The organism is Streptomyces sp. G-G2, assembly GCF_030063135.1.
Lineage (GTDB): Bacteria > Actinomycetota > Actinomycetes > Streptomycetales > Streptomycetaceae > Streptomyces.
Genome location: NZ_JASISO010000005.1, coordinates 28,269 through 52,213 on the forward strand (window position 1 = coordinate 28,269; position 23,945 = coordinate 52,213).

The 23,945-nt window shown below is 72.3% G+C and carries 25 protein-coding genes and 1 pseudogene; 17 read left to right on the forward strand and 9 right to left on the reverse strand.

Going from position 1 to position 23,945, the window contains the following annotated elements:
- Nucleotides 1–290: 290 nt before the first annotated feature.
- Entirely contained in the window at nt 291–560 is a 270-nt protein-coding gene (locus QMF80_RS05735; protein ID WP_283450116.1) for a hypothetical protein, read from the forward strand.
- Between the two features lie 163 nt (nt 561–723).
- On the opposite strand, the gene QMF80_RS05740 is transcribed toward QMF80_RS05735, so the two are convergent.
- A complete protein-coding gene (locus QMF80_RS05740) occupies nt 724–861 on the reverse strand; it encodes a hypothetical protein (RefSeq protein WP_502962779.1) in 138 nt (45 codons plus the stop codon).
- A gap of 57 nt (nt 862–918) precedes the next feature.
- Nucleotides 919–1,800, reverse strand: a complete 882-nt coding sequence (locus QMF80_RS05745; protein ID WP_283450117.1) for an NAD(P)H-binding protein — start codon at nt 1,798–1,800, stop codon at nt 919–921.
- Between the two features lie 334 nt (nt 1,801–2,134).
- Here QMF80_RS05745 and QMF80_RS05750 point away from each other — a divergent pair, with 334 nt between their 5' ends.
- Complete coding sequence (locus tag QMF80_RS05750) at nt 2,135–2,371, forward strand: hypothetical protein (RefSeq protein ID WP_283450119.1); 237 nt, start codon at nt 2,135–2,137, stop codon at nt 2,369–2,371.
- A 141-nt stretch (nt 2,372–2,512) separates the two neighbouring features.
- On the opposite strand, the pseudogene QMF80_RS05755 reads toward QMF80_RS05750, so the two are convergent.
- Both QMF80_RS05755 and QMF80_RS05760 read right to left on the reverse strand, forming a co-directional pair.
- Nucleotides 2,513–2,617 (reverse strand): annotated as a pseudogene (locus QMF80_RS05755) (aldo/keto reductase); the annotation flags it as partial.
- Between the two features lie 185 nt (nt 2,618–2,802).
- Entirely contained in the window at nt 2,803–3,540 is a 738-nt protein-coding gene (locus QMF80_RS05760; protein WP_283450121.1) for an SDR family oxidoreductase, read from the reverse strand.
- A gap of 92 nt (nt 3,541–3,632) precedes the next feature.
- Between QMF80_RS05760 and QMF80_RS05765 the strand changes: the two genes are divergently transcribed.
- Complete coding sequence (locus tag QMF80_RS05765; protein WP_283450123.1) at nt 3,633–4,481, forward strand: LysR family transcriptional regulator; 849 nt, start codon at nt 3,633–3,635, stop codon at nt 4,479–4,481.
- Here QMF80_RS05765 and QMF80_RS05770 read toward each other — a convergent pair.
- Entirely contained in the window at nt 4,384–4,965 is a 582-nt protein-coding gene (locus QMF80_RS05770; RefSeq protein ID WP_283450125.1) for a PaaX family transcriptional regulator C-terminal domain-containing protein, read from the reverse strand. The two genes, QMF80_RS05765 and QMF80_RS05770, sit on opposite strands and share 98 nt — an antisense overlap.
- Between QMF80_RS05770 and QMF80_RS05775 the strand changes: the two genes are divergently transcribed.
- The 4 genes from QMF80_RS05775 (at nt 4,916) to asnB (ending at nt 10,881) form a co-directional block, all read left to right on the forward strand.
- The gene (locus QMF80_RS05775; protein ID WP_283450401.1) at nt 4,916–5,131 is read left to right on the forward strand and encodes a hypothetical protein; all 216 of its coding nucleotides are present in this window, start codon (nt 4,916–4,918) and stop codon (nt 5,129–5,131) included. The two genes, QMF80_RS05770 and QMF80_RS05775, sit on opposite strands and share 50 nt — an antisense overlap.
- Nucleotides 5,132–5,621: 490 nt before the next feature.
- On the forward strand, nt 5,622–7,121 hold the full coding sequence (locus tag QMF80_RS05780) for a SulP family inorganic anion transporter (protein ID WP_283450380.1): 1,500 nt from the start codon (nt 5,622–5,624) through the stop codon (nt 7,119–7,121).
- Nucleotides 7,122–7,493: 372 nt separating this feature from the next.
- Nucleotides 7,494–8,537 (forward strand): zinc-binding dehydrogenase, encoded by a 1,044-nt coding sequence (locus QMF80_RS05785; protein WP_283450127.1) that lies wholly within the window; start codon nt 7,494–7,496, stop codon nt 8,535–8,537.
- Nucleotides 8,538–9,039: 502 nt separating this feature from the next.
- Nucleotides 9,040–10,881, forward strand: a complete 1,842-nt coding sequence (gene asnB, locus QMF80_RS05790; protein ID WP_283450128.1) for an asparagine synthase (glutamine-hydrolyzing) — start codon at nt 9,040–9,042, stop codon at nt 10,879–10,881.
- A gap of 55 nt (nt 10,882–10,936) precedes the next feature.
- Here the strand turns inward: asnB and QMF80_RS05795 are convergent, their stop codons facing one another.
- A complete protein-coding gene (locus tag QMF80_RS05795) occupies nt 10,937–12,031 on the reverse strand; it encodes a glycosyltransferase family 2 protein (RefSeq protein WP_283450129.1) in 1,095 nt (364 codons plus the stop codon).
- A gap of 327 nt (nt 12,032–12,358) precedes the next feature.
- Here QMF80_RS05795 and QMF80_RS05800 point away from each other — a divergent pair, with 327 nt between their 5' ends.
- From QMF80_RS05800 to QMF80_RS05820, 5 genes are all read left to right on the forward strand, one after another.
- On the forward strand, nt 12,359–12,694 hold the full coding sequence (locus QMF80_RS05800; protein ID WP_283450132.1) for a hypothetical protein: 336 nt from the start codon (nt 12,359–12,361) through the stop codon (nt 12,692–12,694).
- A gap of 582 nt (nt 12,695–13,276) precedes the next feature.
- Nucleotides 13,277–14,923, forward strand: coding sequence for a M4 family metallopeptidase (locus QMF80_RS05805; protein WP_283450134.1), 1,647 nt, complete (start codon nt 13,277–13,279; stop codon nt 14,921–14,923).
- A gap of 89 nt (nt 14,924–15,012) precedes the next feature.
- On the forward strand, nt 15,013–15,150 hold the full coding sequence (locus tag QMF80_RS05810) for a hypothetical protein (protein WP_283450136.1): 138 nt from the start codon (nt 15,013–15,015) through the stop codon (nt 15,148–15,150).
- Nucleotides 15,147–15,722, forward strand: a complete 576-nt coding sequence (locus QMF80_RS05815) for a hypothetical protein (protein WP_283450138.1) — start codon at nt 15,147–15,149, stop codon at nt 15,720–15,722. Before QMF80_RS05810 ends, QMF80_RS05815 begins: the two co-directional genes overlap by 4 nt.
- Nucleotides 15,723–15,915: 193 nt before the next feature.
- The gene (locus QMF80_RS05820) at nt 15,916–16,377 is read left to right on the forward strand and encodes an RICIN domain-containing protein (protein ID WP_283450140.1); all 462 of its coding nucleotides are present in this window, start codon (nt 15,916–15,918) and stop codon (nt 16,375–16,377) included.
- A 157-nt stretch (nt 16,378–16,534) separates the two neighbouring features.
- Here QMF80_RS05820 and QMF80_RS05825 read toward each other — a convergent pair whose 3' ends face one another.
- Both QMF80_RS05825 and QMF80_RS05830 read right to left on the reverse strand, forming a co-directional pair.
- Nucleotides 16,535–16,984 (reverse strand): hypothetical protein, encoded by a 450-nt coding sequence (locus tag QMF80_RS05825; RefSeq protein ID WP_283450142.1) that lies wholly within the window; start codon nt 16,982–16,984, stop codon nt 16,535–16,537.
- The gene (locus QMF80_RS05830; RefSeq protein ID WP_283450144.1) at nt 16,969–17,238 is read right to left on the reverse strand and encodes an SH3 domain-containing protein; all 270 of its coding nucleotides are present in this window, start codon (nt 17,236–17,238) and stop codon (nt 16,969–16,971) included. The genes QMF80_RS05825 and QMF80_RS05830 overlap by 16 nt, the downstream gene beginning before the upstream one ends.
- Before the next feature lie 481 nt (nt 17,239–17,719).
- Between QMF80_RS05830 and QMF80_RS05835 the strand changes: the two genes are divergently transcribed.
- Nucleotides 17,720–19,111, forward strand: coding sequence for an AfsR/SARP family transcriptional regulator (locus tag QMF80_RS05835; protein WP_283450146.1), 1,392 nt, complete (start codon nt 17,720–17,722; stop codon nt 19,109–19,111).
- Here QMF80_RS05835 and QMF80_RS05840 read toward each other — a convergent pair.
- Nucleotides 19,091–19,777 carry an NUDIX domain-containing protein gene (locus QMF80_RS05840; protein ID WP_283450148.1) on the reverse strand — a complete coding sequence of 229 codons (687 nt, stop codon included), beginning with the start codon at nt 19,775–19,777 and terminating at the stop codon, nt 19,091–19,093. The genes QMF80_RS05835 and QMF80_RS05840 overlap by 21 nt on opposite strands.
- Nucleotides 19,778–19,826: 49 nt before the next feature.
- On the opposite strand from QMF80_RS05840, the gene QMF80_RS05845 reads away from it, so the two are divergent.
- The 4 genes from QMF80_RS05845 to QMF80_RS05860 all read left to right on the forward strand — a co-directional run bounded on the left by QMF80_RS05845 (nt 19,827) and on the right by QMF80_RS05860 (nt 23,928).
- Complete coding sequence (locus QMF80_RS05845; protein ID WP_283450150.1) at nt 19,827–20,585, forward strand: DeoR/GlpR family DNA-binding transcription regulator; 759 nt, start codon at nt 19,827–19,829, stop codon at nt 20,583–20,585.
- A 382-nt stretch (nt 20,586–20,967) separates the two neighbouring features.
- Nucleotides 20,968–21,519 (forward strand): putative immunity protein, encoded by a 552-nt coding sequence (locus tag QMF80_RS05850; RefSeq protein ID WP_283450152.1) that lies wholly within the window; start codon nt 20,968–20,970, stop codon nt 21,517–21,519.
- Nucleotides 21,520–21,844: 325 nt separating this feature from the next.
- Entirely contained in the window at nt 21,845–22,564 is a 720-nt protein-coding gene (cseB, locus tag QMF80_RS05855; protein WP_283450153.1) for a two-component system response regulator CseB, read from the forward strand.
- Between the two features lie 5 nt (nt 22,565–22,569).
- Complete coding sequence (locus QMF80_RS05860) at nt 22,570–23,928, forward strand: sensor histidine kinase (protein ID WP_283450155.1); 1,359 nt, start codon at nt 22,570–22,572, stop codon at nt 23,926–23,928.
- Nucleotides 23,929–23,945 lie beyond the last annotated feature (17 nt).

Here is a 23,945-nt window from a genome sequence, read left to right on the forward strand (position 1 = left end):
GTTCACGCTGGGGGCAGGGAGTGATCAAGAAAGGCCAAAGACCTGTCAACGAAAGGGAATTGACGGAGCGCCGAGACATACATCGGGCGCCGGGGCGCCACGGAACCGCACGATCCGTCCGGCGAACGGCCCATTCCGCGATAAATGGACCGGCCGCCTCCGAACGCCGCCATTGCCACCCCACTCCTGTGTGTCGGCGCGTGTCCCGCCCCCGCGGCCCCTACCTTCTGGGGCGTACCACCTCTTTCCACCCCTTCTCTCCTTTTCGCCCCCTCTTGAAAGCCGCCGTCATGCAGCGTTCCGTCCGCGGCCGTGTCCTGGCCACCCTCACCGTGCTCGCCGCCGCGGGCGCGCTGGCCGGTATCGCCACCCCGGCCCTGGCCGCCGGCACCGATACGAACGTCTACATCGTCGGCAGCAACGGCGTGCAGTACGCCGGGGACGACAACTTCAACGCGGGCCGGGACAACACCGTGGGCTCCAACGACGGCACCGCCCCGCCGGCCGTGGCCCTCGGCACGCCCCGCGCCGCCGCCATCGACTGGACCACGACCTTCTAGCGCCGTAGTCGGCGTCGTGCGCCCGCCGGGGGTGAGTGGACAGCCCTTGGGCGCCGCGCCGTCGGCCGGCGCCGGACGACCGGAGCATGGTGGCGCTCCTCGCGGCGCCACCAACCGGAGCATGGTGGCGCTCCTCGCGGCGCCACCGGCTCTGTCCGGTACGTCAGGACGGCCACGAAGGGCTCGGGGAGGCGTGGGTGCGGGTGGCCCGGTCGTGGACGATGACGGCCGCTACCAGGACGGTCATCGACGCGAGAGCCGGTTCGAGGGTGGGAGGGCCTTCGCTGGTCCGCTGGGCCACGGTGTTCCCTTCCGGGGGCGGGCGTTCTGATGGAGCCGTTGCTCTTGGCCGGGCTCCTTACGACGCGCCGACGATCTGGGGCCGGAGGCGGTCGTAGGCCCAGGCGGCGAGGGTGGTCGGGGTGGTGGTCCGGACGGTGCGGTGCTGTTCGGGCGCGAAGTCTTCGCGCAGACCGGTAGACATTCCCAGCACGGCCTCGACCAATCCGTCAGTCATCCCGGACTCGTGCAGCTGCGTGCGCATGGCGTCGTCGGTGATCTGTTCGACGTCGATCCGCCGACCCGTGGCCGCGGTGAGGATGTCGGCGACCTGCCGCCAGGTGAGGTCGGCGGGTCCGTGGACTGCCTGTACGCAGCGTCCGGACCAGGCGGGGGAGAGTAGACGGGTGGCGGCGACCTCGGCGATGTCGCGAGGTGCCACCCAGGCCATCGGCTGGTCGAGCGGCAGGACCACCTGGAGGGTGCCTGCCCGCAGGGCGTCGAGTTGCAGTTCGAGATTGGTGAAGAAGTAGCCGCAGCGCAAGTGGGTGACGTCGACGCCGAGGTCGTCCAGAGCGGTTTCGGTGTACGCCAGGCCGTCGATCTCCCCGGCACCGTGACGCTTCTCGGCGCCGACGCTGCTCTGGAAGACGACGCGGCCGATCCGGTTCTCGGTGACTGCGCGGACCACGCTGGCGGTGGCGCGGGCGTAATCGGCGAGGGGGTCCTCGCTGCCGGTGGACGGGTCCACCCAGAACAGTGCGTCGACGTCCTGGGTGGCGGCCACCACCGTCTCGGCATCGAACTGGTCGACCGGGACGGCATCGACCTCGTCCCGCACCTGCGGAGCCAGCCGGGCGGGATCGCGCAGCAGCACGCGCGGGCGCAGCCCGGCGCGGACCAGCGTGGCGACGACGTGGTGGCCGACGTTTCCGGTCGGGGTGGTCACAGCGATCCGCATGGTTTCTCCCTCTCGTTCGGCGACTCCACCACCAGGCTAGTGCCGCGTTGGGGAGCGGCGTCCGGTACGGCGAGAGTGCGTGCGGGGAGTCGCGACGGGGCGAACGTTGCCCGACGCGGCACCAGGAGACCGCACGCCGCCGCGGTCGTCTCCGGCTCGCCGGTACTCATGACGAAGCCCTCGGCGTTCCGTCCCGGCACGGTGGTGAGGTGGCTCTTCGGCAACGTACGACTCCTGCCTCCGGGCAGCGGGATTGCGCCGGGACGCCTCGGGACCGCGGGATGAGCGCGAGCCGCGGAGGCCGCGAGAGCCGCGGAGGCGGGAGAATCGCTTGGTGAGCACACCAGCGCAGTCCCATCGCGTCGTCGGACGCGGCGTCAGCACCCTCATCCCGCAGAGCGCCACGGACCAGGCGATGGCGGCGCTGACCGGGCTGGAGACCGTACCCGTGCACGTCGGGCTCCTCCAGGCGGCGGCCCTGCTCCTGGAGGAAGCCGCGCGGACCGCGCCCGACGAGCCGACGCGAGCCGCCATGAGCAAGACCGCGGGCATGCTGCGCTCCGCCATGTAGGGGCCGGGGCCGCGAGGAGGTCCGCGGCACCCGGGTACGGCTCAGGGACCGCGAGGAGGAGCACGAGACGGCTGCCCGGGCGCGGGCGGAGGAGCTTCGCCCCCACCCGCACCGGCGCTCGATCGGGTATCAGCGGCGAGGTTCGATCTGCGGCGCGACCAGCGCCGACCAGCCGCGCAGGTCGGCGATCGCCCGCACGCGCGACACCTGCCAGGCCGGGGCGTTGGAGATGGCGACGTACAAGACCTAGTGCCGCGTCAGGCAGTGTTTGCCCGTTGAGGAGCGGCGTCCGGTGCGTGCTCCGGGCGGGCCGGCCGGAAGCCCGTGTACTGGACGTACGTGGGCTTTCGGCCGGTGCGGAGAGAGTGCGTGCGGGGCGTCGCGACGGGGCGAACGTTGCCTGGCGCGGCGCTAGCCCCCTGCCCGGTGGATCACCAGGGGATGACGCCGTCGTCCTCGAAGAACCCGCCGGTCGGGCCGTCGTCGGGCAGGGTGGCGAGGCGGATCGCTGTGGCCGCGCCCTGTTCGGGTGTCCGGGGACCGTGGAAACCGTTGAAGTCGGTGGCGACGAAGCCCGGGCAGGCGGCGTTGATCAGGACGGCCGTGTCGGCCAGCTGCCGGGCGTACTGCACGGTGACGGCGTTCAGGAACGACTTCGAAGGCGCGTAGACCGACATGATCGGGCCGACCTCGATATCAGGGTCGGCCTGCCGCGTCAGGGAGGCGACGCTGCTGGAGACGTTGACGATGCGCGGAGATGGCGAGCGCCGCAGCAGCGGCAGCATCGCGTTGGTCACCCGTATGACACCGATGACATTGGTCTCCACGACCGTACGGAGGTCGCCGACGTCGATCGCGGTGGGGTCCTGCGCCCAGTTCGGCCCCAACGGCCCCGCGATTCCCGCGTTGTTGACCAGGGCGTCCAGGCGGCCGGTCCGTCGCTCGACCAGGTCGGCTGCCCCGGTGACGCTCCGGTCGTCGGTCACGTCCAGCGGAACCCCGAACGCGTCCACCCCACCCGCCCGGAGCTTCTCGACCGCGGCCTCGCGCCGGGTCCGGTCGCGGGCTCCTACTCCGACGCTGTATCCGAGAGCCCCCAGCCCGGCCGCGATCTCGTACCCGATCCCCTTGTTCGCGCCGGTCACCAGCGCACTCTTCTGCTCGCTCATGACGTCGATGCTGTCCCGTCGGCGGGCAGAGCTCCAACACCGATCCGGTCTCCTGTGATACCCGCCAGGTATCACCACCGTACGCTGGGGCGATGGACGCTCTGGAGACCCGTGAGTTGAGGTACTTCGTGGCCGTCGCCGAGGAGTCGCACTTCGGCCGCGCCGCCGAGCGCCTCGGCATGGCCCAGCCGCCGCTGTCCCGGGCGATCCAGGCTCTGGAGCGGCGCCTTGGTGTCCTGCTGCTGGAACGCAACCGCCGCGGCGTCGCCCTCACCCGTGCCGGGGAGGTGTTGCTGAACGAGGCCCGCGCGACCCTCGACGCCGCCGCGGCAGCCGCCCGCCGCACCCGGCGCGCCGCGTCACCTCGCAGCCGGCTGGTCCTGGCGACGAAGGCCGCCGGGTCCCACGAACTCCTCCAGAAACTGCTCGACGCCTACGCCGCCGAACCCGACGCGGCCGAGGTCGAAGTGGTGTTGTGCGGAATCGGTGAGGAAGAACGGTTCCTGCGCGACGGACGCGCCGACGTAGCGCTCCTGCAGCCGCTCTTCAGCTCCCTCGCCGGGTTCGACAGCGAGGAGCTGCTCATCGAGGAGCAGGTCGCCATCCTGCCCGCCGGGCATCCCCTCGCCGCACGCCCGTTCCTGTCGATGGCCGACGTCAGCGATGTCCCCGACCTGCCGTTCCCCCGATGGCCCCGCCGGGACGGCACCTACCCGCCCGGTCCGGGCCCCGAGATCCGAGACCCGGCGCAGTTGGCCCAGCTGATCGCCCTCGGCCGCACCCTGGCGGTGATTCCCGCCTCCGCCCGCGCCTGGCTGTGGACCGCGCACGCCGCCGTCCCGCTCACCGACGCGCCCCTGGTGACCACCCACATCGCCTGGCCCCCGCACAGCCGCTCCCGCGCCCTGGCCGGACTGATCCGCACGGCCACCCGGCTGTGAGAGGCGACTCGCCGCACGCGCCGCGAAGTTCCCCGGGTCCCGGCGCGGCCTCCCCGGCCATGTCGGCGTAGCGGCGGAAGAGGGCGGGGCGGGTGGGGTCGTGGTCGCGTTCACCGAGGGCTGCCCAGCAGCGGGCGACGAGTTCGCGTGCCCGGGTGCCGGGCCAGGGGTGGGGGAGGAACTGGGGCGGTGGCAGTGGGTCGGGCTCCATGGCGCGGGTGAGTTCGGCAGCCGGCTCGACCGCGATGGTGAGGACCTCGGACGAGGAGAGAGCGGCGCGGCCGGTGAGCCGGTCGAGGCGGGGCCGGGCGATGCGGCTGAGGCGGTGGTAGCGCTCGGCGATCTCGTCGACGGGCCAGGAGGCGGGCCAGTTCGGCTGGTTCCAGGGTGGGGTCCCGGCGCAGGTCCGTCGTGGTGAGGAGAGTGAGGGCGCCGTGGGCGCCCAGGCGGTGGGCCGCGTCCTCGACGTACGGTTCGCCGACACGCGGCGCGTGTACCGCTCGGTGCTGGACGCGGGCGGCGCGCCGGCGGTCAAGCGCTATCCGGACGCGACCCACTCACTGCTCAGGCGGTCCATCGAAGGCTCGGACACCAAGACCGTGCTCACCGGCTCTTCACTCCCCGCTCGCTCTTCGCCGACGGATTCCTGAACGACAAGCGGCAGTTCCTGCGGGGTCTCGGCCGAGGTGGTCCGCGGTGAGGTTCAGGGGGCGCTCGGCCGCGGTGGTCCGCCTCAGGACTCCAGCGGGACCCGCTCTCGCGTCAGGGTAGAGTTGCGGGCGCCGAGCCGGGGTCGCTGGTGCCCCCGCGAAGATCCGAATGGTGCAGGAGACATGCGTGCGCGAGCCCACGCCGCCCGACGCCGCAGTCTGCCCGCCGTGACGCTGCGCCGCCGCTGGGTGTGAGCCCGCCCGGCCGTGCGCTCGTACGGGCTCGGTTCGGTCATGCGCCCCGTTCCTGGTCCGGTCTCCTTCGTCCGACCCCTTCGTCTTGCGGCTACCGTCCCTCGCGGGGCCGTCCGCGGGGTGCCGACCCGGCTCTTCCGCGTCCTCCCGTACGCCCCGGCCCGCCGTGGGGGTGCGCCCGAGCACGACAGGTTCGACTTCCTTGTCTTCTGCCTTGGACCCTGCTGCCACCGCCGTGTCCGCGGCCGCGCGCCTGCGCGGCCTGAAGCCCGACTGGCTGCGCGACCCGAAGGTCTGGCGTACCGAGGTGCTGGGCGGTCTGGTGGTCGCCCTCGCGCTGATCCCCGAGGCGATCTCGTTCTCGATCATCGCCGGGGTCGATCCGGCGATCGGTCTGTTCGCCTCCTTCACCATGGCCGTCGTCATCTCGGTCGTCGGGGGGCGGCGGGCGATGATCTCCGCCGCCACCGGCGCCGTCGCCCTCGTGATCGCCCCGCTGAACCGGGAGCACGGGCTGGGATACCTGGTCGCCGCGGTCATCCTCGCCGGTGTCTTCCAGGTGGTCCTCGGCGCGTTGGGGGTGGCGAAGCTGACGCGGTTCATTCCCCGGTCGGTGATGGTCGGCTTCGTCAACGCCCTCGCGATCCTGATCTTCATGACCCAGGTGCACGAGATGGGCGACGTCCCCTGGGCCGCGTACGCCCTGCTCGTCGCCGGTATCGCGCTGCTGGTGTTCCTCCCGAGGATCACCACCGCGGTCCCGGCCCCGCTGGTGTCCATCACCGCCCTCACCGTGATCACGGTCGCGGCCGCGATCGCGGTGCCGACCGTGGGCGACAAGGGCGCCCTGCCGTCCTCCCTGCCGGTGCCGGGGCTGCCGGACGTGCCGTTCACCCTGGACACGCTGACGACGATCGCGCCGTACGCGTTCGCGATGGCGCTGGTCGGTCTGATGGAGTCGCTGATGACGGCCAAGCTGGTCGACGACATCACCGACACCCACTCCAACAAGACCCGTGAGTCGATCGGCCAGGGCATCGCCAACATCGTCACCGGCTTCTTCGGCGGCATGGGCGGCTGCGCGATGATCGGCCAGACGATGATCAACGTGAAGGTCTCCGGCGCCCGGACCCGGCTGTCGACCTTCCTCGCGGGAGCGTTCCTGATGGTCCTGTGCATCGCCTTCGGGCCGGTCGTCTCCCGTATCCCCATGGCCGCGCTGGTCGCCGTCATGGTGATGGTGTCGTTCGCGACGTTCGACTGGCACTCCATCGCCCCGAAGACGCTGAAGCGGATGCCCGCGGGGGAGATCGTCGTGATGGTGATCACCGTCGCGGCCGTGGTCGCCACCCACAACCTCGCCGTCGGCGTGGTCCTCGGCTCGGTCACCGCCATGGTCATCTTCGCGAAGCGGGTCGCCCGCTTCGCCGAGGTCACCGCCGTCAGCGGGCCCGACGACGCGCATCGCGACACCGTGGTCTACCGGGTGACCGGGGAGCTGTTCTTCGCCTCCTCCAACGACCTCGTCGGGCAGTTCGACTACGCGGGAGACCCGGAGAAGGTGGTCATCGACCTGAGCGCGGCGCACATCTGGGACGCCTCCTCCGTCGCCGCCCTCGACGCGATCGAAACGAAGTACGCCCAACGCGGCAAGACCGTCGAGATCACCGGCCTGAACGACCCGAGCGCCGATCTCCACGGCAAGCTCACGGGCGAACTCGTCGGCGGCCAGTGACCCCCGGCCGAGGGCGCGCGCACGAGGGTCCCGGTCGCTCAACGGGGACGGGAACGGGAGCCTGACCGGGTCGCCACCACGACCGGCGCGTTCCTGGCCGCGTACTCCCGCATCGCAGTGCCGCTGACCGGCCGGCCGGGCCGGTCCCGCCGCCGGGCTCGCGCCGCTGGTCCTCGTCGGTTTCGGCCTCGGGGTGAACCCGGGTGTTGACGGGCCCTGGTCGTCCGCTCCCCGGGCCCGGCACCAGATGCCGCGGGCTTCCGGAATGCGGCCACCGCCCGCACCGAACAGGGTTGAACCGGACAAGGCACCGAGCTGGCCCCGCACCCCCTGACGACGGCTGTCGGCAGTCACCCCAACGGAGTACACCTCATGCGCGCAACCCTCCTGTACGGCGCCCACGACGTCCGGGTCGAGAACGTCCCGGACTCCGTCATCAAGCTGCCCACCGACGCGCTGGTCCGCGTCACCGGATCCTGCATCTGCGGCAGTGACCTGCATCCCTACGGCTCGATGAGGCCGGGGGACGGGCCCGCACGGATGGGCCACGAGTTCATCGGCGTCGTCGAGGACACCGGATCGGAGGTGACCACCGTCAAGCGCGGCGACCTGGTCGTCGCGCCGTTCGCGATTTCCGACAACACCTGTGCGTTCTGCCGCGGAGGTCTGCACACCTCCTGCTCGCACCCCCAGGCCAACTTCTGGGACGGCGAGGCGGAGGAGGGCGGTCAGGCCGAGGCCGTCCGCGTCCCGCTCGCCGACGGCACCCTCGTCCGGCTTCCCGTTGCCGCCGATTCGGCGCTCATCCCGTCCCTGCTGACCCTCTCGGACGTCCTGGGCACCGGCTACCACGCCGCCGTCGCGGGCGGCGTCGACGAGCGCACCCGCGTCACCGTGGTCGGTGACGGCGCCGTCGGCCTGATGGCGGTGCTGTCGGCCAAGCGCCTCGGCGCCGAGCAGATCATCCTCATGGGCCGCCACCAGGCGCGTACCGACCTCGGCCGGGAGTTCGGCGCCACCGACGTGGTGTCGGCCCGCGGTGAGGAAGGCATCGCCCAGGTCAGGGAGCTCACCGGCGGGCACGGCACGCACGTGGTCCTCGAAGCCGTCGGCCACATGCCCGCGTACGAGCAGTCCCTCGGCGTCGTTCGCCCGGGCGGCGTCATCAGTCGCGTCGGTGTCCCGCAGTACGAGGACGCGCCGATCGGCATGGGCAGCCTCTTCCGCCACAACCTCGGCCTGGCCGGAGGCCCGGCGCCGGTGCGCGCGTACATCGAGGAACTGATGCCCGACATCCTGAACGGCGCCATCGAGCCGGGGAAGGTCTTCGACGCCACCACCACCCTCGACGGCGTCCCCGCCGGCTACCAGGACATGGCCGACCGCAAGAGCCTCAAGGTCTTCATCAGGCCCTGAGCCCGGGGCCCGGGCAGGCCATGACGGGGGGAGGGGTGCGGCAGCGGTACGGGCCGCGTCCCGTCCCGTCGGCGGAAGCCCTGAACGCACCCCGCGGGCCCGGGCACCCCGTGGGCTGGGACACTCTGTGGGCTGGGACACCCTGGGCTCGGACGCCCCGGGGCCCGTACGGCCCACGGGGACGGGGTCCCGGTCCGCCCTCGCTCAGGCGCCGCCGCCGATGCGCCGCGCAGGAAGGGGGCTGCCCCCGCGTGCGTGGGCGTGGCCCCCGGTCGGCCGTCGCGTGCCGGGGCGGTTGTTGGGGGAAGTTTTGCCCGTGGCCGGATCTCGCCCGAGGGACACGGTGGTGGGCGGGTCGCGGGTCTGGCGTGGGTAAAGCGCGGCCGGAAACGGTGGGGTGGGGGTGCGGGGTGCGGGGCGGGCGTGGTTGCCCCGTCCCTCGCCGAGGCGCAGGCTCGTGATCTAGTGCCGCGTCAGGGGGACCGGACACGGGAGGTAGCGCATGTGCGGCATCACCGGATGGGTCTCCTTCGGCCGTGATCTGCGGGCCGAGGGCAGGACGTTGGACGCGATGACGGAGACGATGGCCTGCCGGGGCCCCGACGACCGGGGCACGTGGTGCGAAGGCCCCGCCGCGCTCGGGCACCGCAGGCTCGCGGTCATCGACCTGCCGGGCGGCCGCCAGCCGATGACCGCCGTGACCCCTGACGGCACCGTCGCGCTCGTCTACTCCGGGGAGGCCTACAACTTCACCGAGCTGCGCCGTGAGCTCACCGACCGCGGCCACCGCTTCTCGACCGACTCCGACACCGAGGTCGTCCTGCGCGGCTACCTCGAATGGGGCGAGGACCTGCCCCAGCGCCTCAACGGCATGTACGCCTTCGCCGTCTGGGACGGCCGCCACGACACGCTCGTGATGGTCCGCGACCGCATGGGCATCAAGCCCTTCTACTACTACCCGACCCCCGACGGTGTCCTGTTCGGCTCCGAGCCCAAGGCCATCCTCGCCAACCCCCTCGCCCGCGCCCGGGTCCGCCTCGACGGGCTGAGGGAACTGTTCACCCTGGTCAAGACGCCCGGCCACGCCGTCTGGGACGGCATGCGCGAGGTCGAGCCCGGCACCGTCGTCACCGTCAGCCGCTCCGGCACCCGCCGCCGTGTCTACTGGCAGCTGGAGACCCGGCCGCACCTCGACGACCGCGCCGACTCCATCGCCACCGTACGTTCCCTCCTCGACGACATCGTGGGCCGCCAGCTCGTCGCCGACGTGCCGCGCTGCATCCTGCTCTCCGGCGGCCTCGACTCCTCGGCCATGACCGCGCTCGCCGCCCGCCGTCTCGCCGAGCGGGGCGAACAGGTCCGCACCTTCGCCGTCGACTTCGCCGGACAGGCCGACCACTTCGTCGCCAGCGAGCTGCGCGGCACGTCCGACACGCCTTTCGTGCACGACGTGGCCCGCGCTTCCGGCACCGACCACCAGGACATCGTCCTGGACTCGCAGGCCCTCGCGGACCCGGACGTACGGGCGAGGATGATCCGCGCCCGGGACCTCCCCGCGGGCTTCGGCGACATGGACGCCTCGCTCTACCTGCTCTTCCGGGCGGTCCGTGAGCACTCCACGGTCGCCCTCTCCGGCGAATCCGCCGACGAGGTCTTCGGCGGCTACCTCCAGTTCTTCGACGAGGAGGCCCGGCGCGGCGACACCTTCCCCTGGCTGGTGCGGTTCGGCCGGGACTTCGGTGACGACGCCGACGTACTGCGTTCCGACGTGGCCAGGGAGCTGGACCTCGCCTCGTACGTCGCCGACAGCTACCGTACGGCCGTCGCGGGCATCCAACGCCTCGACGGCGAAAGCGACTTCGAATACCGGATGCGGCGCATCTGCCACCTCCACCTGACCCGTTTCGTACGGGTCCTGCTGGACCGCAAGGACCGGGCGAGCATGGCGGTCGGGCTGGAGGTGCGGGTGCCGTTCTGCGACCACCGGCTCGTCGAGTACGTGTACAACACGCCCTGGTCGATGAAGTCCTTCGACGGGCGGGAGAAGAGCCTGCTGCGGGAGGCGACCGCGGACGTGATCCCGCGGTCCGTGTACGACCGGGTCAAGAGCCCGTACCCGTCCACCCAGGACCCCAAGTACGCGGTCGCGCTCCAGAACCACGTGAAGGACCTGCTGGCGCGTCCCGCCCACCCGGTCTTCGGCCTCGTCGACCGCGAACGGATCAGCCGGGCCGCGCACAGCGACGCCCCGCGGGTCACGCAGGCGTCGCGGCGCGGACTGGAGCGGACCCTCGACCTGGCCCAGTGGTGGGACATCTACAGCCCGGAGGTCCAGCTCAGCTGAGAAACGGCAACCTCATGGGGCAGGGCGGACACGGGCATTCCTCGCGGTCGCTCCCCTATCGGTGCCGGGCCGTGGTCAGCTCGGCGGCCGGGCCGGGTACCGGGGTGAGGCGGCCGCGGGCGAAGTCACGGTTGGCGAGGGTCTGCGCCCGGTAGGGGCCGGGCAGGTCCGTCATGTCCAGGAGGCGGTCGCAGGCCTGGATGGACGCGGCGTAGTCCCCGGTCCAGTACGCGGTGATGGAGTACTCGAAGAGCAGGCCCCAGCGGTACACCCACGGCTGGGTGAACAGCAGGTCCTCCTCGGGGAACCCCCGGTCGAGTCCGGCCCGTACGAGGGCGTGGGCGCATTGGTGGTGGCCCATGGTCCGCAGCCGTGAGACGAGTTCGTAGCAGGCCTCCAGCCGTTCCGGCCGGATCTCCCAGGCCCGGACGAGGGCGTCCATGGCGCCCGGCCAGTTCCCGGACTCCGCGCGCAGGACCCCGGCCTGGAGCAGCGAGTAGTAGATCTCCTCCACCCAGCCGCCCATCGCCGCGCGCCGCTCGTACAGGGTGATGGCCTCGTCGGCCCGGCCCATGTCGCGCATCGTCTGGGCGAGGTAGAAGACCGTCCGTGGGTTGCGCGGATCGCGCTCCAGCTCCGCGCCGAGCAGCCGGGCGTCCCGTTCGAACTTGTCGTGGCGGGAACCGCCGTCGGCGAAGTCCGCGATCCACAGTGCGTCGAGGTTCCGCTGTCCGGTGTCACCGTCGCGGTCGGCGGTGAGGTACTCGTGGGTGACGCCCTCGTAGCGCCACGGGAGGTCCCCGCGGACCAGGCGCTTGATGCGGTAGGTGGTGGCCCCGTCGTGGCGCAGCATGTACGAGTCGGCGGTCAGCGGCGGCAGGGGGCCGTCCTGGCGGAGCACCAGGTCCGCGTCGAGCAGCAGCAGGTAGTCCGCCGTGCCCCGGGCGTGCGCGATGTTCAGGCTGCGGTTGTGCCCGAAGTCGACCCAGGGTTCTTCGTGGAGCTCTCCCGGGATCCCCGCCAGCGCGCCGCGGATCAGATCCTGGGTTCCGTCGGTCGATCCGGTATCGGAGATCACCCAGGTGTCCACGACGTCGCGGACGGAGGTGAGGCAGCGTTCGATGACCCGCGCCTCGTTCTTGACGATCATGCAGAGGCAAATGGACGGCTTCACAGCGGCACCCACCGGGTCCGAGGTGTGGTGGCTCAAGGAACGACGGCGCCGGGAGGGGTCGGCCGTGTGCCGGGAGCTCGGGCCGGGCCACTGTGCCACGGGGGTGGCGCGGTACTCGGTATCCACGCGGAGCGACGCGGCCCGTCGACCGATCGGCGTAAAGATCGTTGTTCTGATAGCCCGACGTGATGATTGTCCGGCGCCCGGTTGTGGTGCGGCACCCGGACCGGGGGAGCCGCCGCAGACTCTCCCCGCGTTCGACGAACCCCATCGTTCCTTCTCCTCACACTGGGAGCACAGCACATGGAGCCTGACTACACGACGGGGTCACGCCTGGGACCGCTGCCCCGCCGGGGCACGTGGCTCGCCGCGAGTGCCTTCGCCTCGCTCACTCTGGTACTGGCGGGAGTGGCCGCTCCGGCCGTGGCCGCGGCGCAGAACGCGGATGCCCGGGTGACGCGGCCGGGCGGCGGGAACCCGTGCGTGGGCCATCCGCAGGAGGACGACGAGGACCAGCCGAACAGAGTGGCCGCGGGTGGCGGGGGCGGCGACGAGCACTGCCGCTCGGGTCCGCCCGGGCCCACCGGCCCGCGAGGCCCCAAGGGTAAGACGGGGGGCACCCCCCACCGCGCTCCGTAGGACCGCATCCGGCGGGAGCCGGACCGGTAGTGACGACGTGCGCTGTGCCCACCGTGCTCGGTGTGGGGGCGGCGCACGTCGCGCTTTTACGTCGCCGGTCCCGCCTACCCGCACCGGCACGACTTCACTCTTACCGCCACCACTGCGCGGGGTGGCGATTACCCGCCACCGCCGCTCCAGGCCCCACTTGAGGACACGCCACGGCAATGCGGCCGTAACGTTGACGGCTATGTCGGAGATGGCGCCGATTCCCCGAAACGCACCCCGAAGTACCTGCAGTAACCACACTTCCGCGGCCCTGTTCGGCCGTTATGCGCAATTTCCCTGATGGGGCCTCAGTAAGTTACGGACCGTCAGTCGTGGCGGAACTGTGCCAATTCCTTTTCCCCTCTGTTCATTTGACCAAGCCGATTGTCATGCTTCCGACAGCTTCGTACGGCACCGCCGGTCGATCCCCACCCCGGCAGGCGCGTTGACCGCACGGAGTCGCAGCGCCCGTTCCGCCCCCTGCGAGCACTCACCCAAGTGCCCCGGAACGAGGTGCGACCGCGCACACGCGGTTGGATCGGAAGGAAGACCCACGTGAAGCGAAAGCTCACTGTCGGAGCCGTACTCTCTGCCTCGGCCCTGCTCGCCGGTGCCATCCAGGTCAGCGCCGGTGCGGCCCAGGCCGCTCCTGCCCCCGCTCCCGCTTCCGGCCCCGCGCAGCAGCACGCCGCCGATCTCGCCCGCGCCGCCGCCGAGGCACCCGCCGCCGCGGGTGCCCTGGGACTGGGCAGCACGGAGAAGCTGGTCGCCAAGGACGTCGTGACGGACGCGGACGGAAGCCGTCACGTCCGTTACGAGCGCACGTACAACGGTCTGCCGGTGCTCGGCGGCGACCTCATAGTCCACCAGGACGCCAAGGGGGCCGTGAAGTCGGCCGACAAGGCGGTCCAGGCTCCGATCGCCCCCGCTTCGCTCTCGCCGAAGCTCTCCGCGGGCCAGGCGGCCACCAAGGCCGCCGGCGCCGTACAGGCCACCGTCGGCATCACGAAGGACGCCGACGAGCCCGCCCTCTCCTCGGTCGGCCGGACCGGCACCCCCCGCCTCGTCGTCTGGGCCGCCAGCGGCACCCCGCGCCTCGCGTACGAGACCGTCGTCGAGGGCGTGCGCGCCGACGGCACCCCCAGCAGCCAGCGCATCGTGACCGACGCGGCGAGCGGCGAGGTCCTCTCCACCCACGAGGCGATCCAGACCACCAACGCCACCGGCAGCGGCAAGGGCGTGTTCGTCGGATCGGTGCCGCTGACCACCAACTTGAGTGGATCCACGTATCAGTTGAAGGACGCCACGCGTGGCGGGCAGTACACCACCAACCTCGCCAACAAGACCTCGGGCAACGGCACCCTCTACACCGACGCCGACAACGCCTGGGGTACCGGAACCGTCTCCAACGGCCAGTCCGCGGCGGTCGACGCCCAGTACGGCGCGGCGGCCACCTGGGACTTCTACAAGAACACCTTCGGCCGCAGCGGCATCCGCAACGACGGTGTCGGCGCCTACAGCCGGGTCCACTACGGCCGCAACTACGTCAACGCCTTCTGGGACGACAACTGCTTCTGCATGACGTACGGCGACGGTGCGAGCAACACGCACCCGCTGACCGAACTGGACGTCTCCGGCCACGAGATGAGCCACGGCGTCACCGCGAACACCGCCGGTCTGAACTACTCCGGCGAGTCGGGCGGCCTGAACGAGGCCACCTCTGACATCTTCGGCACCGGAGTGGAGTTCTACGCCAACCTCGCCTCGGACAAGGGCGACTACCTCATCGGTGAGCTGATCGACCTCAACGGCAACGGCACGCCGCTGCGCTACATGGACAAGCCCTCCAAGGACGGCGGCTCCGCCGACTCCTGGTCCTCCGGCGTCGGCAACCTCGACGTCCACTACTCCTCGGGTGTCGCCAACCACTTCTTCTACCTGCTGTCCGAGGGCAGTGGCGCCAAGACCATCAACGGCGTCTCCTACAACAGCCCGACCTCCAACGGTTCCGTCCTCACCGGAATCGGCCGGGACAAGGCCCTCAAGATCTGGTACCGCGCGCTCACCGTGCACATGACGTCCACCACCAACTACAAGGGCGCCCGCACCGCCACGCTCAGCGCGGCGGGCGAGCTGTACGGAACGACGTCCGCCGAGTACACGGCCGTCGCCGCGGCCTGGTCCGGAGTCAACGTCAACTGATCCGACGGCCACACGGCCGCCACCTTCCACGAGAGTGCCGACAGGGCCCGGACGGGTCCTGTCGGCACTCTCGTTTCGTCCGTGCCGATGTGGCCCGGCCGGTGTGGGAGGAGCTCAAGGCGCTGCCCCTGCCCGAGCAGCGGCAGCGGATCACCGCGATGCACGCCGCCACGCTCTCCTGCTCGGGCGACGCGCTCGCCGCGCTGAACGGCGGTGCGGCCCAGTGAGATGGCTGACGCTGTACGCGCGTTCGCGGCGGGTACCCGCCTCACTGGCCGCCGTGCTGCTCAGCGCGGTCGCGGTGTGGGCGCTCGCCCGGATCGGCGGCGGGGGACCGGGAGATCCACGGCTGGCCACGCTCGTCCTCACCGCGGGGGCGACGGCGCTCTCGGTCGGACTCGGCGGCCAGGAGCTGGGGTTGGACCGCACGGCGGCGGTCCGCTGGATGCCGCGCAGGGCGGCGCACGTACTGCTCGGCGGAGCGCTCATCGCCGCGGTGCTGCTGGCGGTGCGGACGATGAGCGGCCAGCCCGCCGAGGCCGCCTTCGTCGTGCGCAACAGCGCGGGGCTGATGGGACTCGCCGCCTTCGGGGCGGCCTCGTGCGGGTGGCGGCACGCGTGGATCCCGCCGTTCGCGTGGCCGTCGCCGTCCTTCGTCGTCCCGGCCGCGCCGGACGCGGCCACCCAGGCCCTGACCCGGATGCTCCTGTCACCGGGCACGGCAGCGGCGACCTGGACGGCCCTGGTCCTGGCCGTGGCGGGCACGGCGACGCACGCGGCAGGAGGCCCGAGGCGGTAGGGGGCGGCGCGTGGGCCACCCGGGCCCGGCGGGTCCGCGGGTCGGCGGGTCCGCGACGTCCGGTACGGAATATCCGAACCGGCACACGTAACGGAATCCGCCGAACCTCTGGGTGCGTACTTTCCCTCCGGGCCCGCCTTGGGCAGACTCGGTGTCATCTCGGCGGACCCGGGCCGAGCGGAGGAGGGCTGCCGTGTTACTGAAGAAACTGGCTGCTGTAGGGGTGGGGGTGGTGGTCGCGGTGGGCCTGAGTGGCGCACCGGCGAGCGCGGCGCCGTCGAGTTCCGCCTTCCAGGATCGGTCTTCGTCCCCGAAATGCCTGGACTTCCGGGCCGACTTCGGCCCGTACGTAACGACCTGCAACTACGGCGATTACCAGGTGTGGTACTGGGACAACGCGATCGCGCACACCGCGTTGCGGCAGCGGGCGACCCGGCTGTGCCTCACGCTGCGCAGCGGGCAACCGACCATGAAGCCCTGCGCCGCCGCCGACCAGGCGGCGCTGTGGGCCATCGACGACACGTCGGCCGCCGGAGCGCTGATCAAGAACAAGGTGAGCGGCACGTGTCTCGCGCGGACCGCGAACGACCGTGTCAACGCCACGACGTGTACCGGGGGCGCCTCGCAACGATGGGACGTCATCAACGGCTTGTGACCCCCGACCCCTACGGACAGGGCGACCACGACCCGAACGACCCCGCGGACCACCAGACGGGCGACGCGTGGTCGATCAGCGTGTCACCGGCCTGGTGGGGTCCGGGGTAGCGACGGCTCCGGCAGAGCCGGCGCGCACCCCGATCCTCGCGGGGCTGTCAGCAGGGCACCACGTAGTACGCGGGGCTCAGGTCGGCGTAGTAGTTGAAGCCTTCCGGCCAGACGGACCAGATGGTGTTGTGGCGGCTGTCCTGGATCCGGGCCACCGCTCCGCCGGTCTGGTTGCTGTACCAGCCGCCGATCCCGTTCCAGTTGTTCAGGTTGTACGTGGTGCAGTGAGGCAGCTCGAAATGCGTGGAGCCGCCCGCCGTGTCGTACAGGCAGAAGGCGCCCTCGGCGCAGGGGACGTCACCGCCGAGAAGCGGGAGCCGGCCTTCCCGCGGTCCCCACACGCTGGCGTTGGAGTTGTCGCCGCTCGCGGAGACGGGGGCGGCGGCGGGCGCGGTGCCGGAGGGGGTGGTGGAGGCCGTTCCGGTGACCGCGGTGGCGATCAGGGCGATCGACGCGGCCGCCACTGCGGCCGACTTGGCTGTCATACGAAGCGACATGATGACTCCTTCGGAGAGCTGGGTGTGGTCCTTCGGGGCGTCCTGTGGCCGCGCGCGTATAGATGCTGGAGCACGTACTGGGCGTGCGCCTCGCAGGAGATGAGGACGCTGGTGCTGCCCGGGAGGGAAGTGACCACGACCGCACCGGTGTTGGGCTGTGCGCGGACGTTCAGGGTGTCGCCCCAGGTGGCGTGCCTGAGCTGGCCGGTGCCGTCACCGCCGCCCGGGGTGGGGCCGGGTACCTTCGACTGCATCCGCCGGGCGCCCGCGTAGTCCAGGGCTGTCTGTGAGACGTCGTCCTGGTGTTCGCGTGGCTCACACGGCGCGGCGGTGTGAGCGGGGGCGGCGGCCGCCGTCAACGACCCGACGGCGCCGAGGGCGGCCGGTCGCCAGTACTGTCGTCATCGGCCTGGGCGCGAGTCTTCGTGAGAGTCCGCGCACATCGGTCCTTTCTGCTTGGTCTCCCGGGTCGCCGGGGTCGCTCGGTTTATGACCGGCCGAGGAGGACTTCACTGTGCCCGGTCCCCGCTATGCGTCCGCCAACCGCGCGCTATACGGCGGCGCAAACCGCCTGGACCAGGACGAACGCCCGTGGTCCGGCAGGGCGGATCGCGAACCCCGCGATGCGAAGCCTGGTGACGCGAACCCCGCGATGCGAAGCCTGGCGACGCGGAGACCGTCCGACGCGACGACTGTCCGACGGGAAGACTGCGCGCATCCGAGGGGGAGCCAGCCATGCGGTTCACGGTTCTGGGACAGGTGGGGTTTGAGGGGGCCGACGGGCTGATCGAGGTGCAGTGCCCGCAGCGGCGGGCCGTCCTGGCCTACCTGCTCCTGCACGCGCGGCAGCCCGTCACCCTCGACCGGCTGATGGACTCGATCTGGGCCGACGAAGCACCGAGCAGCGCCCGGACCCAGATCCACAGCGCGGTCTCCGCCCTGCGCCAGACCCTGCGCGGGACCGGCCTCGCCGACCGGATCCAGACCACGGCCGACGGTTACACCTGCGCAGTCGGCGACGGCGAACTCGACCTGCTGGACTTCCGCGCCCTGGTCCGCCGGGCCGCCGGGGAGATGGCCGCTCACCAGGCCGAGCAGGCGTCGGAGAGCCTGCGCGCCGCGCTCGGGATGTGGCGCGGCGAACCGCTGTCCGGCGTCAACGCCGCGTTCGCCGAACCGGCGCGGGCGCGTCTGCACGAGGAGCGGCTGGACGCCTGGCAGCGGCTGGCGGCCTGCGAGCTGCGCCTCGGACGGGAGGCCGAGCTGGTGCCCGTACTCACCGAACTCGTCGAGGCCGCCCCGCAGCGCGAACAGCTCGTCGGGCAGCTGCTCATCGCGCTGTACCGCACCGGCCGTCAGGCCGACGCGATCCAGCGCTTCGCCGAGACCCGGCGCCACCTCGCCGACGAACTCGGCCTCGACCCCGGACCCGAACTCTCCGCGATCCACACGGCGATCCTCCGCGCCGACCCGGAACTGTCGGCGCCGTCGCCGAGCCCGGCGCCTGCGGTGATCGCGCCGAGCCCGGTGCCCCGGCCGTCAGAGCCGGCCGACCGCCGTTCCACGTCGTGGCCCGGGTCGCGGCGCCGTTTCGTGTTCCTGTGGCTGGCGGTCACCGGCGCCGCCGCCCTGGTGGGCGCGGCCATCTCCATCGGGCTCCAGGACCGGGACACCGCCGACGTCCTGATGACCGACGCCGAGACCGGGAGCGCTACGTCGTCCCGGGCGTCCGCGTCGTCCGTGCCGCCCCTGTCGCCTCCGCCGTCCCCATCGGCCCCTGCCGTCCCGACGGGCCCGGTCGGCGCCCTGGCACCCATCCGGATATTCGACATCGACGGCGACTGCAAGCCCCAGTCCGAGCGCCTCCCGGCCTGTCGGCTCAGCCTGGCCAAGAACCCGTATGTGACCTATGACCTGCACAACGCCGTGGCGCACCACGTGTGGCACGGCGATGTCCTGATGGCCGACTGCATGGTGACCAACGGCATCCGGATCGAGGACGAGCACGGGGTGGGGACCCCCAACTGGTTCCGCGTCCATCTGGCGGACGTTCCCGACGGCGGCGCCGCCTGGCTGCCCGCCGTACGGACCCACGACGACCCCGGGCTACCCGTCTGCTCCGCCTGACGCGGCGAAGGGGCCGTCCAGCGCCGCCCACTGCAGGAGCAGGATCGTCTTGCCGTCGGCGATGCGCCCGTCGCGCGTCATGGCGAGGGCCTCGGCGAAGGGCAGTTCGAGGACCTCGATGTCCTCGCCGTCCTCCTCCAGGCCGCCGCCCGGCCCGGTGCGGTCGGCCGCGGTGTAGGGGGCCGCGAAGAAGTGGAGGCGCTCGGTGACGGAGCCGGGGCTCATGTAGGCGGCGAGGACGGGGGTGAGCGGGCCGAGCTCGACGCCCACTTCCTCGGCGCTCTCACGTCGTACGGCGGCTGCCGGGTCGTCCGCGTCGAGCAGCCCCGCGGCGGCTTCGACGAGCATGCCGTCGGGGTGGTCGTTCACGTAGGCCGGGTAGCGGAACTGGCGGGTGAGCAGGACGAGGCGGCGCTCGGCGTCGTACGGCAGGACGACCGCCCCGTCGCCCCGGTCGTAGGTCTCGCGCTGCTGACGGCCCCAACGGCCGTCGCGGCGGCGGTAGTCGAAGGTCGTGCGCCGCAGGACGTGCCAGCCCCGGGAGGTGAGTTCGACGTCGCGGATCACCACGTCGGGGTTGCGGTCGAGGTCGCGTCCGGCCCGGTCGAGGCCGGTGCGGCCGCGGTGGTCGGGTGTGTCGGCGCCGGGCATGGGCTGGTCGGTCATGGGGCGCTACACTACATGCAGAAACGTGTAAGAACAGGAGAGAATGCGGATGCTGGCTGCTGAACGCCGTGACCACCTGCTGGGTCTGCTGACCAGCGAGGGCAAGATCGTCGCCAAGGACGTCGCCGCCGACCTGGGGATCTCCGAGGACAGCGTGCGACGTGACCTGCGCGACCTCGCGGCCGAGGGGCTGTGTCAACGGGTCTACGGCGGGGCGCTCCCGGTCTCCCCGGCCGTGGCGGACTACGGCGCCCGGCAGGGCGTGGCCGCCGACGGCAAGCGGAAGGTGGCCGCGGTGGCCGCCGGGCTGGTGCGGCCGGGCAGCGCGCTGATCCTCGACGGCGGCACCACCGCCCTGGCCGTCGTACGGGCGCTCCCGCAGGACCTGGCCTGCACCGTGATCACCCACAGCCCGACCGTCGCGGCCGCCCTGCTCGACCATCCGCGGGCCGAGATCTTCCTGCTCGGCGGCCGTGTCTTCAAGCACTCGGCGGTCGCGTGCGGCGCCGCCGCGGTCGAGGCCGCGCAGAACGTGTCCGCCGACCTGTACCTCCTCGGCGTCACCGGGGTACACCCCGAGGCGGGACTGACCACCGGCGATGCCGAGGAGGCCGCGATGAAGCGCGCCCTGGCCGCACGGGCCGCCGACACCTTCGTCCTGGCCTCCTCCGAGAAGATCGGCACGGCTTCGCGGTTCCGCGTCCTGCCCTGGGAGGGGATCAGCGGCCTGATCACCGACGCGGCCCAGCACGACGCCGTCGTCAGGCAGCTCACGGCCCTCGGCGTGGAGATCCTGCCGGCCGCCTGACGGCGGACCGCCTCTGCTCGGGGCGCTGACGGCGGACCGCCTCCGCGCCGGGCACTGGCAGCGGACCGCCTCTGCTCCGGGCGGCGGCCGGGCCACCCGGAGGTGCTGCGCCGTACTGCCCCTGGGCGCCCGGTGGTTCACCTCGCCGGCGTGGCCACGCCCCGTAGCGCCCGGCTACTGCCAGGAGCGAAGGCGGTCGGCGATGTCGAAGACGGTGGTGCGCAGGGCGCGGATGTCGGTGATGAGTTGGGCAGCCCACCGGACGGGGTGAACTCCGTTCATGGGTAACAATCGGATCATCGGGAGAACGCCGGGAGGCCATGGGACGAGCGAACGGCCGCGCGCGGTGGCCGCCCCGGCAAGGATGCAGGAGGGGAGAGCGATGGGTGCCGAACCCGACAGCGATGCCGGTACGAGTGCGATGACGCTGAGCGAGGAGGAGCGGCGAATGGTCACCCTCTGGGCTGTCGCTTGCGCTGGGCGCGCGCTGCCGCTCTTCGAGGCGCGGGCCCCCTCGGACACCCGCCCGCGCGATGCGATCGGGGCCGCGCGGGAGTTCGGGCTGGGCGGGAAGCGGACGGGACAGCTGCGTTCCCTCGCGTGGGCGGCGCAGGCGGCCGCGCGCGAGGTCGGCGATCCGGTGGCCGCGGCCGCCGCGCGCGCCGCGGCCTGCGCGGCGGCGGCGCCCTACATGCACGCGTTGGCCAACCTGCACCAGGCGAAGCACGCCCTCGGGCCCGCGATGTACCAGGCACAGGCCCACGAACTCGCGGCGGGCGACGACCCCGGTGTCGGCGACGCGGAGATCCGGTGGGCGATCGAGCAGGCGTCGCCGGCGGTCCGCGAGGTCGTACGGCGCTTCCCGGTGCGCGGCGCCGGCCGGACCCGGCAGAGCACGTTCCTCCACCAGCTCGACGCGGGCCTTCGCCGCTGACCGCCACCGCGAGCGCCCCCGGGCCGTGTATCCGGCGGGTATCAGGAACCGCTCTGTTGTCCATCGAAGCGGTACGCCCGCCCGCCGCGGCGAAGGGCGCGCGGAGCGCCGTACGGGCCCGGTAACGGCCCCCGACAGAGCCGAGGTACCCCACCTGACCTGCTGGTTCTCGGGTGGGTGCGGTGTGCGGGAGGGTATCGCGTGCCCGTCGTGCGAGGCGGTCGCGCTCCCCGTCGCGCGCCCGGTACCTGCCGTATCGTTCCGTGCGAGTCGCCCGTCAGCCTCGCCCCCGCCCCGCCGGACCATCCCCACAGGAGTCGTCGCCGTGTCCTCGTCCGCCGCCGCCCCGGCCCCCGTCCCGCGCCCCGTGCGCGTGCTGCTGGTGGAGGACGACGACCTGATGCGCCGGTCCTTCACCGTCGCCCTGGAGCGCTACGGCTACCAGATGAAGGCCGCCGCCGACGGCCTGACGGGGCTGGAGCTCTTGCGCGAGCACACCTTCGACCTGCTCATCCTCGACGTGATGCTGCCCGGACTGGACGGGATCGGCCTGTGCCGCCGCGCCCGGGAGACCAGCCTGGTGCCGATCCTGATGATGTCCGCCCGCGGCGACGGGCTCGATGTCGTCGCCGGTCTGGAGGCCGGGGCGGACGACTACGTGGTGAAGCCCGTGGACACGTACGTACTCGTGGCACGCATCCGCTCCCTCCTACGGCGGGCGACCTACGCGCCCCCGCAGCCCTCCGAGCCCTCCGCGGGTGAACGGCTGGTCTTCGGGGACCTGACCATCGACACCGGTGGGCTGGAGGTGGCCCTCTCCGGAAGCCCGGTGGCGCTGACCCCGACCGAGCTGAAGCTGCTGCTGGAGTTCGCCGCCCACCCGGGCGTCGTGCTGGAGCGGCACACCCTTCTGCGCAACGTCTGGGACTACGGCTGGGACGGCGACAGCCGCGTCGTGGACCTGTGCGTGCAGCGGCTGCGCAAGAAGGTGGGCCGCCACCGGATCGAGACGGTCCGCGGCTTCGGCTACAAGTTCAGGCGCTGATCGCGGTGCGTCCGTTCCCCCGGTCGCGGTCGGTCCGGATCCCCCTGCGCTGGAAGACGGCCGCGCTGGCCGCGGCAACGGCCTGTCTGGTCGCGCTGGTGGTGGGCCTGTTGGTGCACGTGTGGACCGCGCACGACATCCGGCACCGGGCCGAGAGGCAGGCCTTCGACGCCGTGACCTCGGCCGTGGACGTCTACCGGCGCACCGGCGCCCTCACGAACAATGCCCGGCTCGATCCGGCCGAGTTGCCCTACGCCCTGCGGGACCCGGCCGACGGCGCCCGCCACGTGTCCTACGGCGGGAACACCCCCGGCAGCATGGACCCGACCGTCTGGGGCGCCCAGCGGGTCGGCGGCCCGGGCAGCCCGGTGCTGGCCGTCCAGGTGACCCTTTACGCGGAGTTCCAGGAGCTGTACCGGCTCGACGTGACCATGACCGTGGCCTCGCTGGTCGCGCTCGCGGCGGCCACACCGCCGGCGTTCTACGGGGCCGGGCTGCTCGGCCGACGGCTGCGGCGGGTCTCCGAGACCGCGGGCCGCATCTCCGCCGGCGACCTGGACGCCCGTACCGGGCCGACCAAGGGCCGCGACGAGGTGGCCGACATCGCCGCCACCGTCGACCTGATGGCCGACAGCCTCGGCCGACGGCTGCGTACCGAGCGGCAGTTCACCGCGGACGTGGCCCACGAGCTGCGCACCCCCGTCGGCGGGCTGCTGGCCACCGTCGACCTGCTGCCGCCCGGTGAGACGGAGGACCTGCTCCGCAACCGGGTACGGGACCTGCGCGGCCTGGTCGAGGACCTGCTGGAGATCTCCCGGCTGGACGCGGGCGCCGAACATCCGGTCCGCGCCCACGTGCCGCTCGCCGCCGTCGTCCGCGAGGCCGTGGCACGCACCGGACTCGACGCCTCCGTCACCGTCACGGTGGCCGATCCTCCGCACCCGGGCGCCACGACCGTGGAGACCGACCCGCGCCGCCTCGAACGGATCGTCGGCAACCTCGTCCTCAACGCGCACCGGCACGGGAACCCCCCGGTCGAGGTCAGCGTCGAAGCCTCCGGGGAGGACCGTACGGTCGTCGTCCGCGACCACGGCCCCGGATTCCCCCCGGAGCTGCTGCGCGACGGCCCGCGCCGTTTCCACACGGGCACTGCGGGCACGGGCACTGCGGGCACGGGCACGGGCACTGCGGGCACGGGCACGGGCACTGCGGGTACGGGCGTCGCGGGCGCCAACGAGCGCGGCTCGGGCCACGGCCTGGGCCTGACCATCGCCCTGGGCCAGGCCCGGGTCCTCGGCGCCGAACTGCGCCTGGACAACGCCCCGGACGGCGGCGCCGTCGCCACCCTGCGCCTGCCCGCCTGACCGCGCGCCCGCCCGCT

Bases quoted from the DNA above. Each gene is read 5' to 3' on its own strand.
- QMF80_RS05800 (WP_283450132.1), top strand. From the start codon at position 12,359: ATGGAGCCTGACTACACGACGGGGTCACGCCTGGGACCGCTGCCCCGC.
- QMF80_RS05745 (WP_283450117.1), bottom strand. From the start codon at position 1,800: ATGCGGATCGCTGTGACCACCCCGACCGGAAACGTCGGCCACCACGTC.
- QMF80_RS05765 (WP_283450123.1), top strand. From the start codon at position 3,633: ATGGACGCTCTGGAGACCCGTGAGTTGAGGTACTTCGTGGCCGTCGCC.
- QMF80_RS05825 (WP_283450142.1), bottom strand. From the start codon at position 16,984: ATGTCGCTTCGTATGACAGCCAAGTCGGCCGCAGTGGCGGCCGCGTCG.
- QMF80_RS05795 (WP_283450129.1), bottom strand. From the start codon at position 12,031: ATGATCGTCAAGAACGAGGCGCGGGTCATCGAACGCTGCCTCACCTCC.
- QMF80_RS05850 (WP_283450152.1), top strand. From the start codon at position 20,968: ATGGGTGCCGAACCCGACAGCGATGCCGGTACGAGTGCGATGACGCTG.
- asnB (WP_283450128.1), top strand. From the start codon at position 9,040: ATGTGCGGCATCACCGGATGGGTCTCCTTCGGCCGTGATCTGCGGGCC.
- QMF80_RS05840 (WP_283450148.1), bottom strand. From the start codon at position 19,777: ATGACCGACCAGCCCATGCCCGGCGCCGACACACCCGACCACCGCGGC.
- QMF80_RS05735 (WP_283450116.1), top strand. From the start codon at position 291: ATGCAGCGTTCCGTCCGCGGCCGTGTCCTGGCCACCCTCACCGTGCTC.
- QMF80_RS05835 (WP_283450146.1), top strand. From the start codon at position 17,720: ATGCGGTTCACGGTTCTGGGACAGGTGGGGTTTGAGGGGGCCGACGGG.
- QMF80_RS05830 (WP_283450144.1), bottom strand. From the start codon at position 17,238: ATGCAGTCGAAGGTACCCGGCCCCACCCCGGGCGGCGGTGACGGCACC.
- QMF80_RS05760 (WP_283450121.1), bottom strand. From the start codon at position 3,540: ATGAGCGAGCAGAAGAGTGCGCTGGTGACCGGCGCGAACAAGGGGATC.
- QMF80_RS05785 (WP_283450127.1), top strand. From the start codon at position 7,494: ATGCGCGCAACCCTCCTGTACGGCGCCCACGACGTCCGGGTCGAGAAC.
- QMF80_RS05845 (WP_283450150.1), top strand. From the start codon at position 19,827: ATGCTGGCTGCTGAACGCCGTGACCACCTGCTGGGTCTGCTGACCAGC.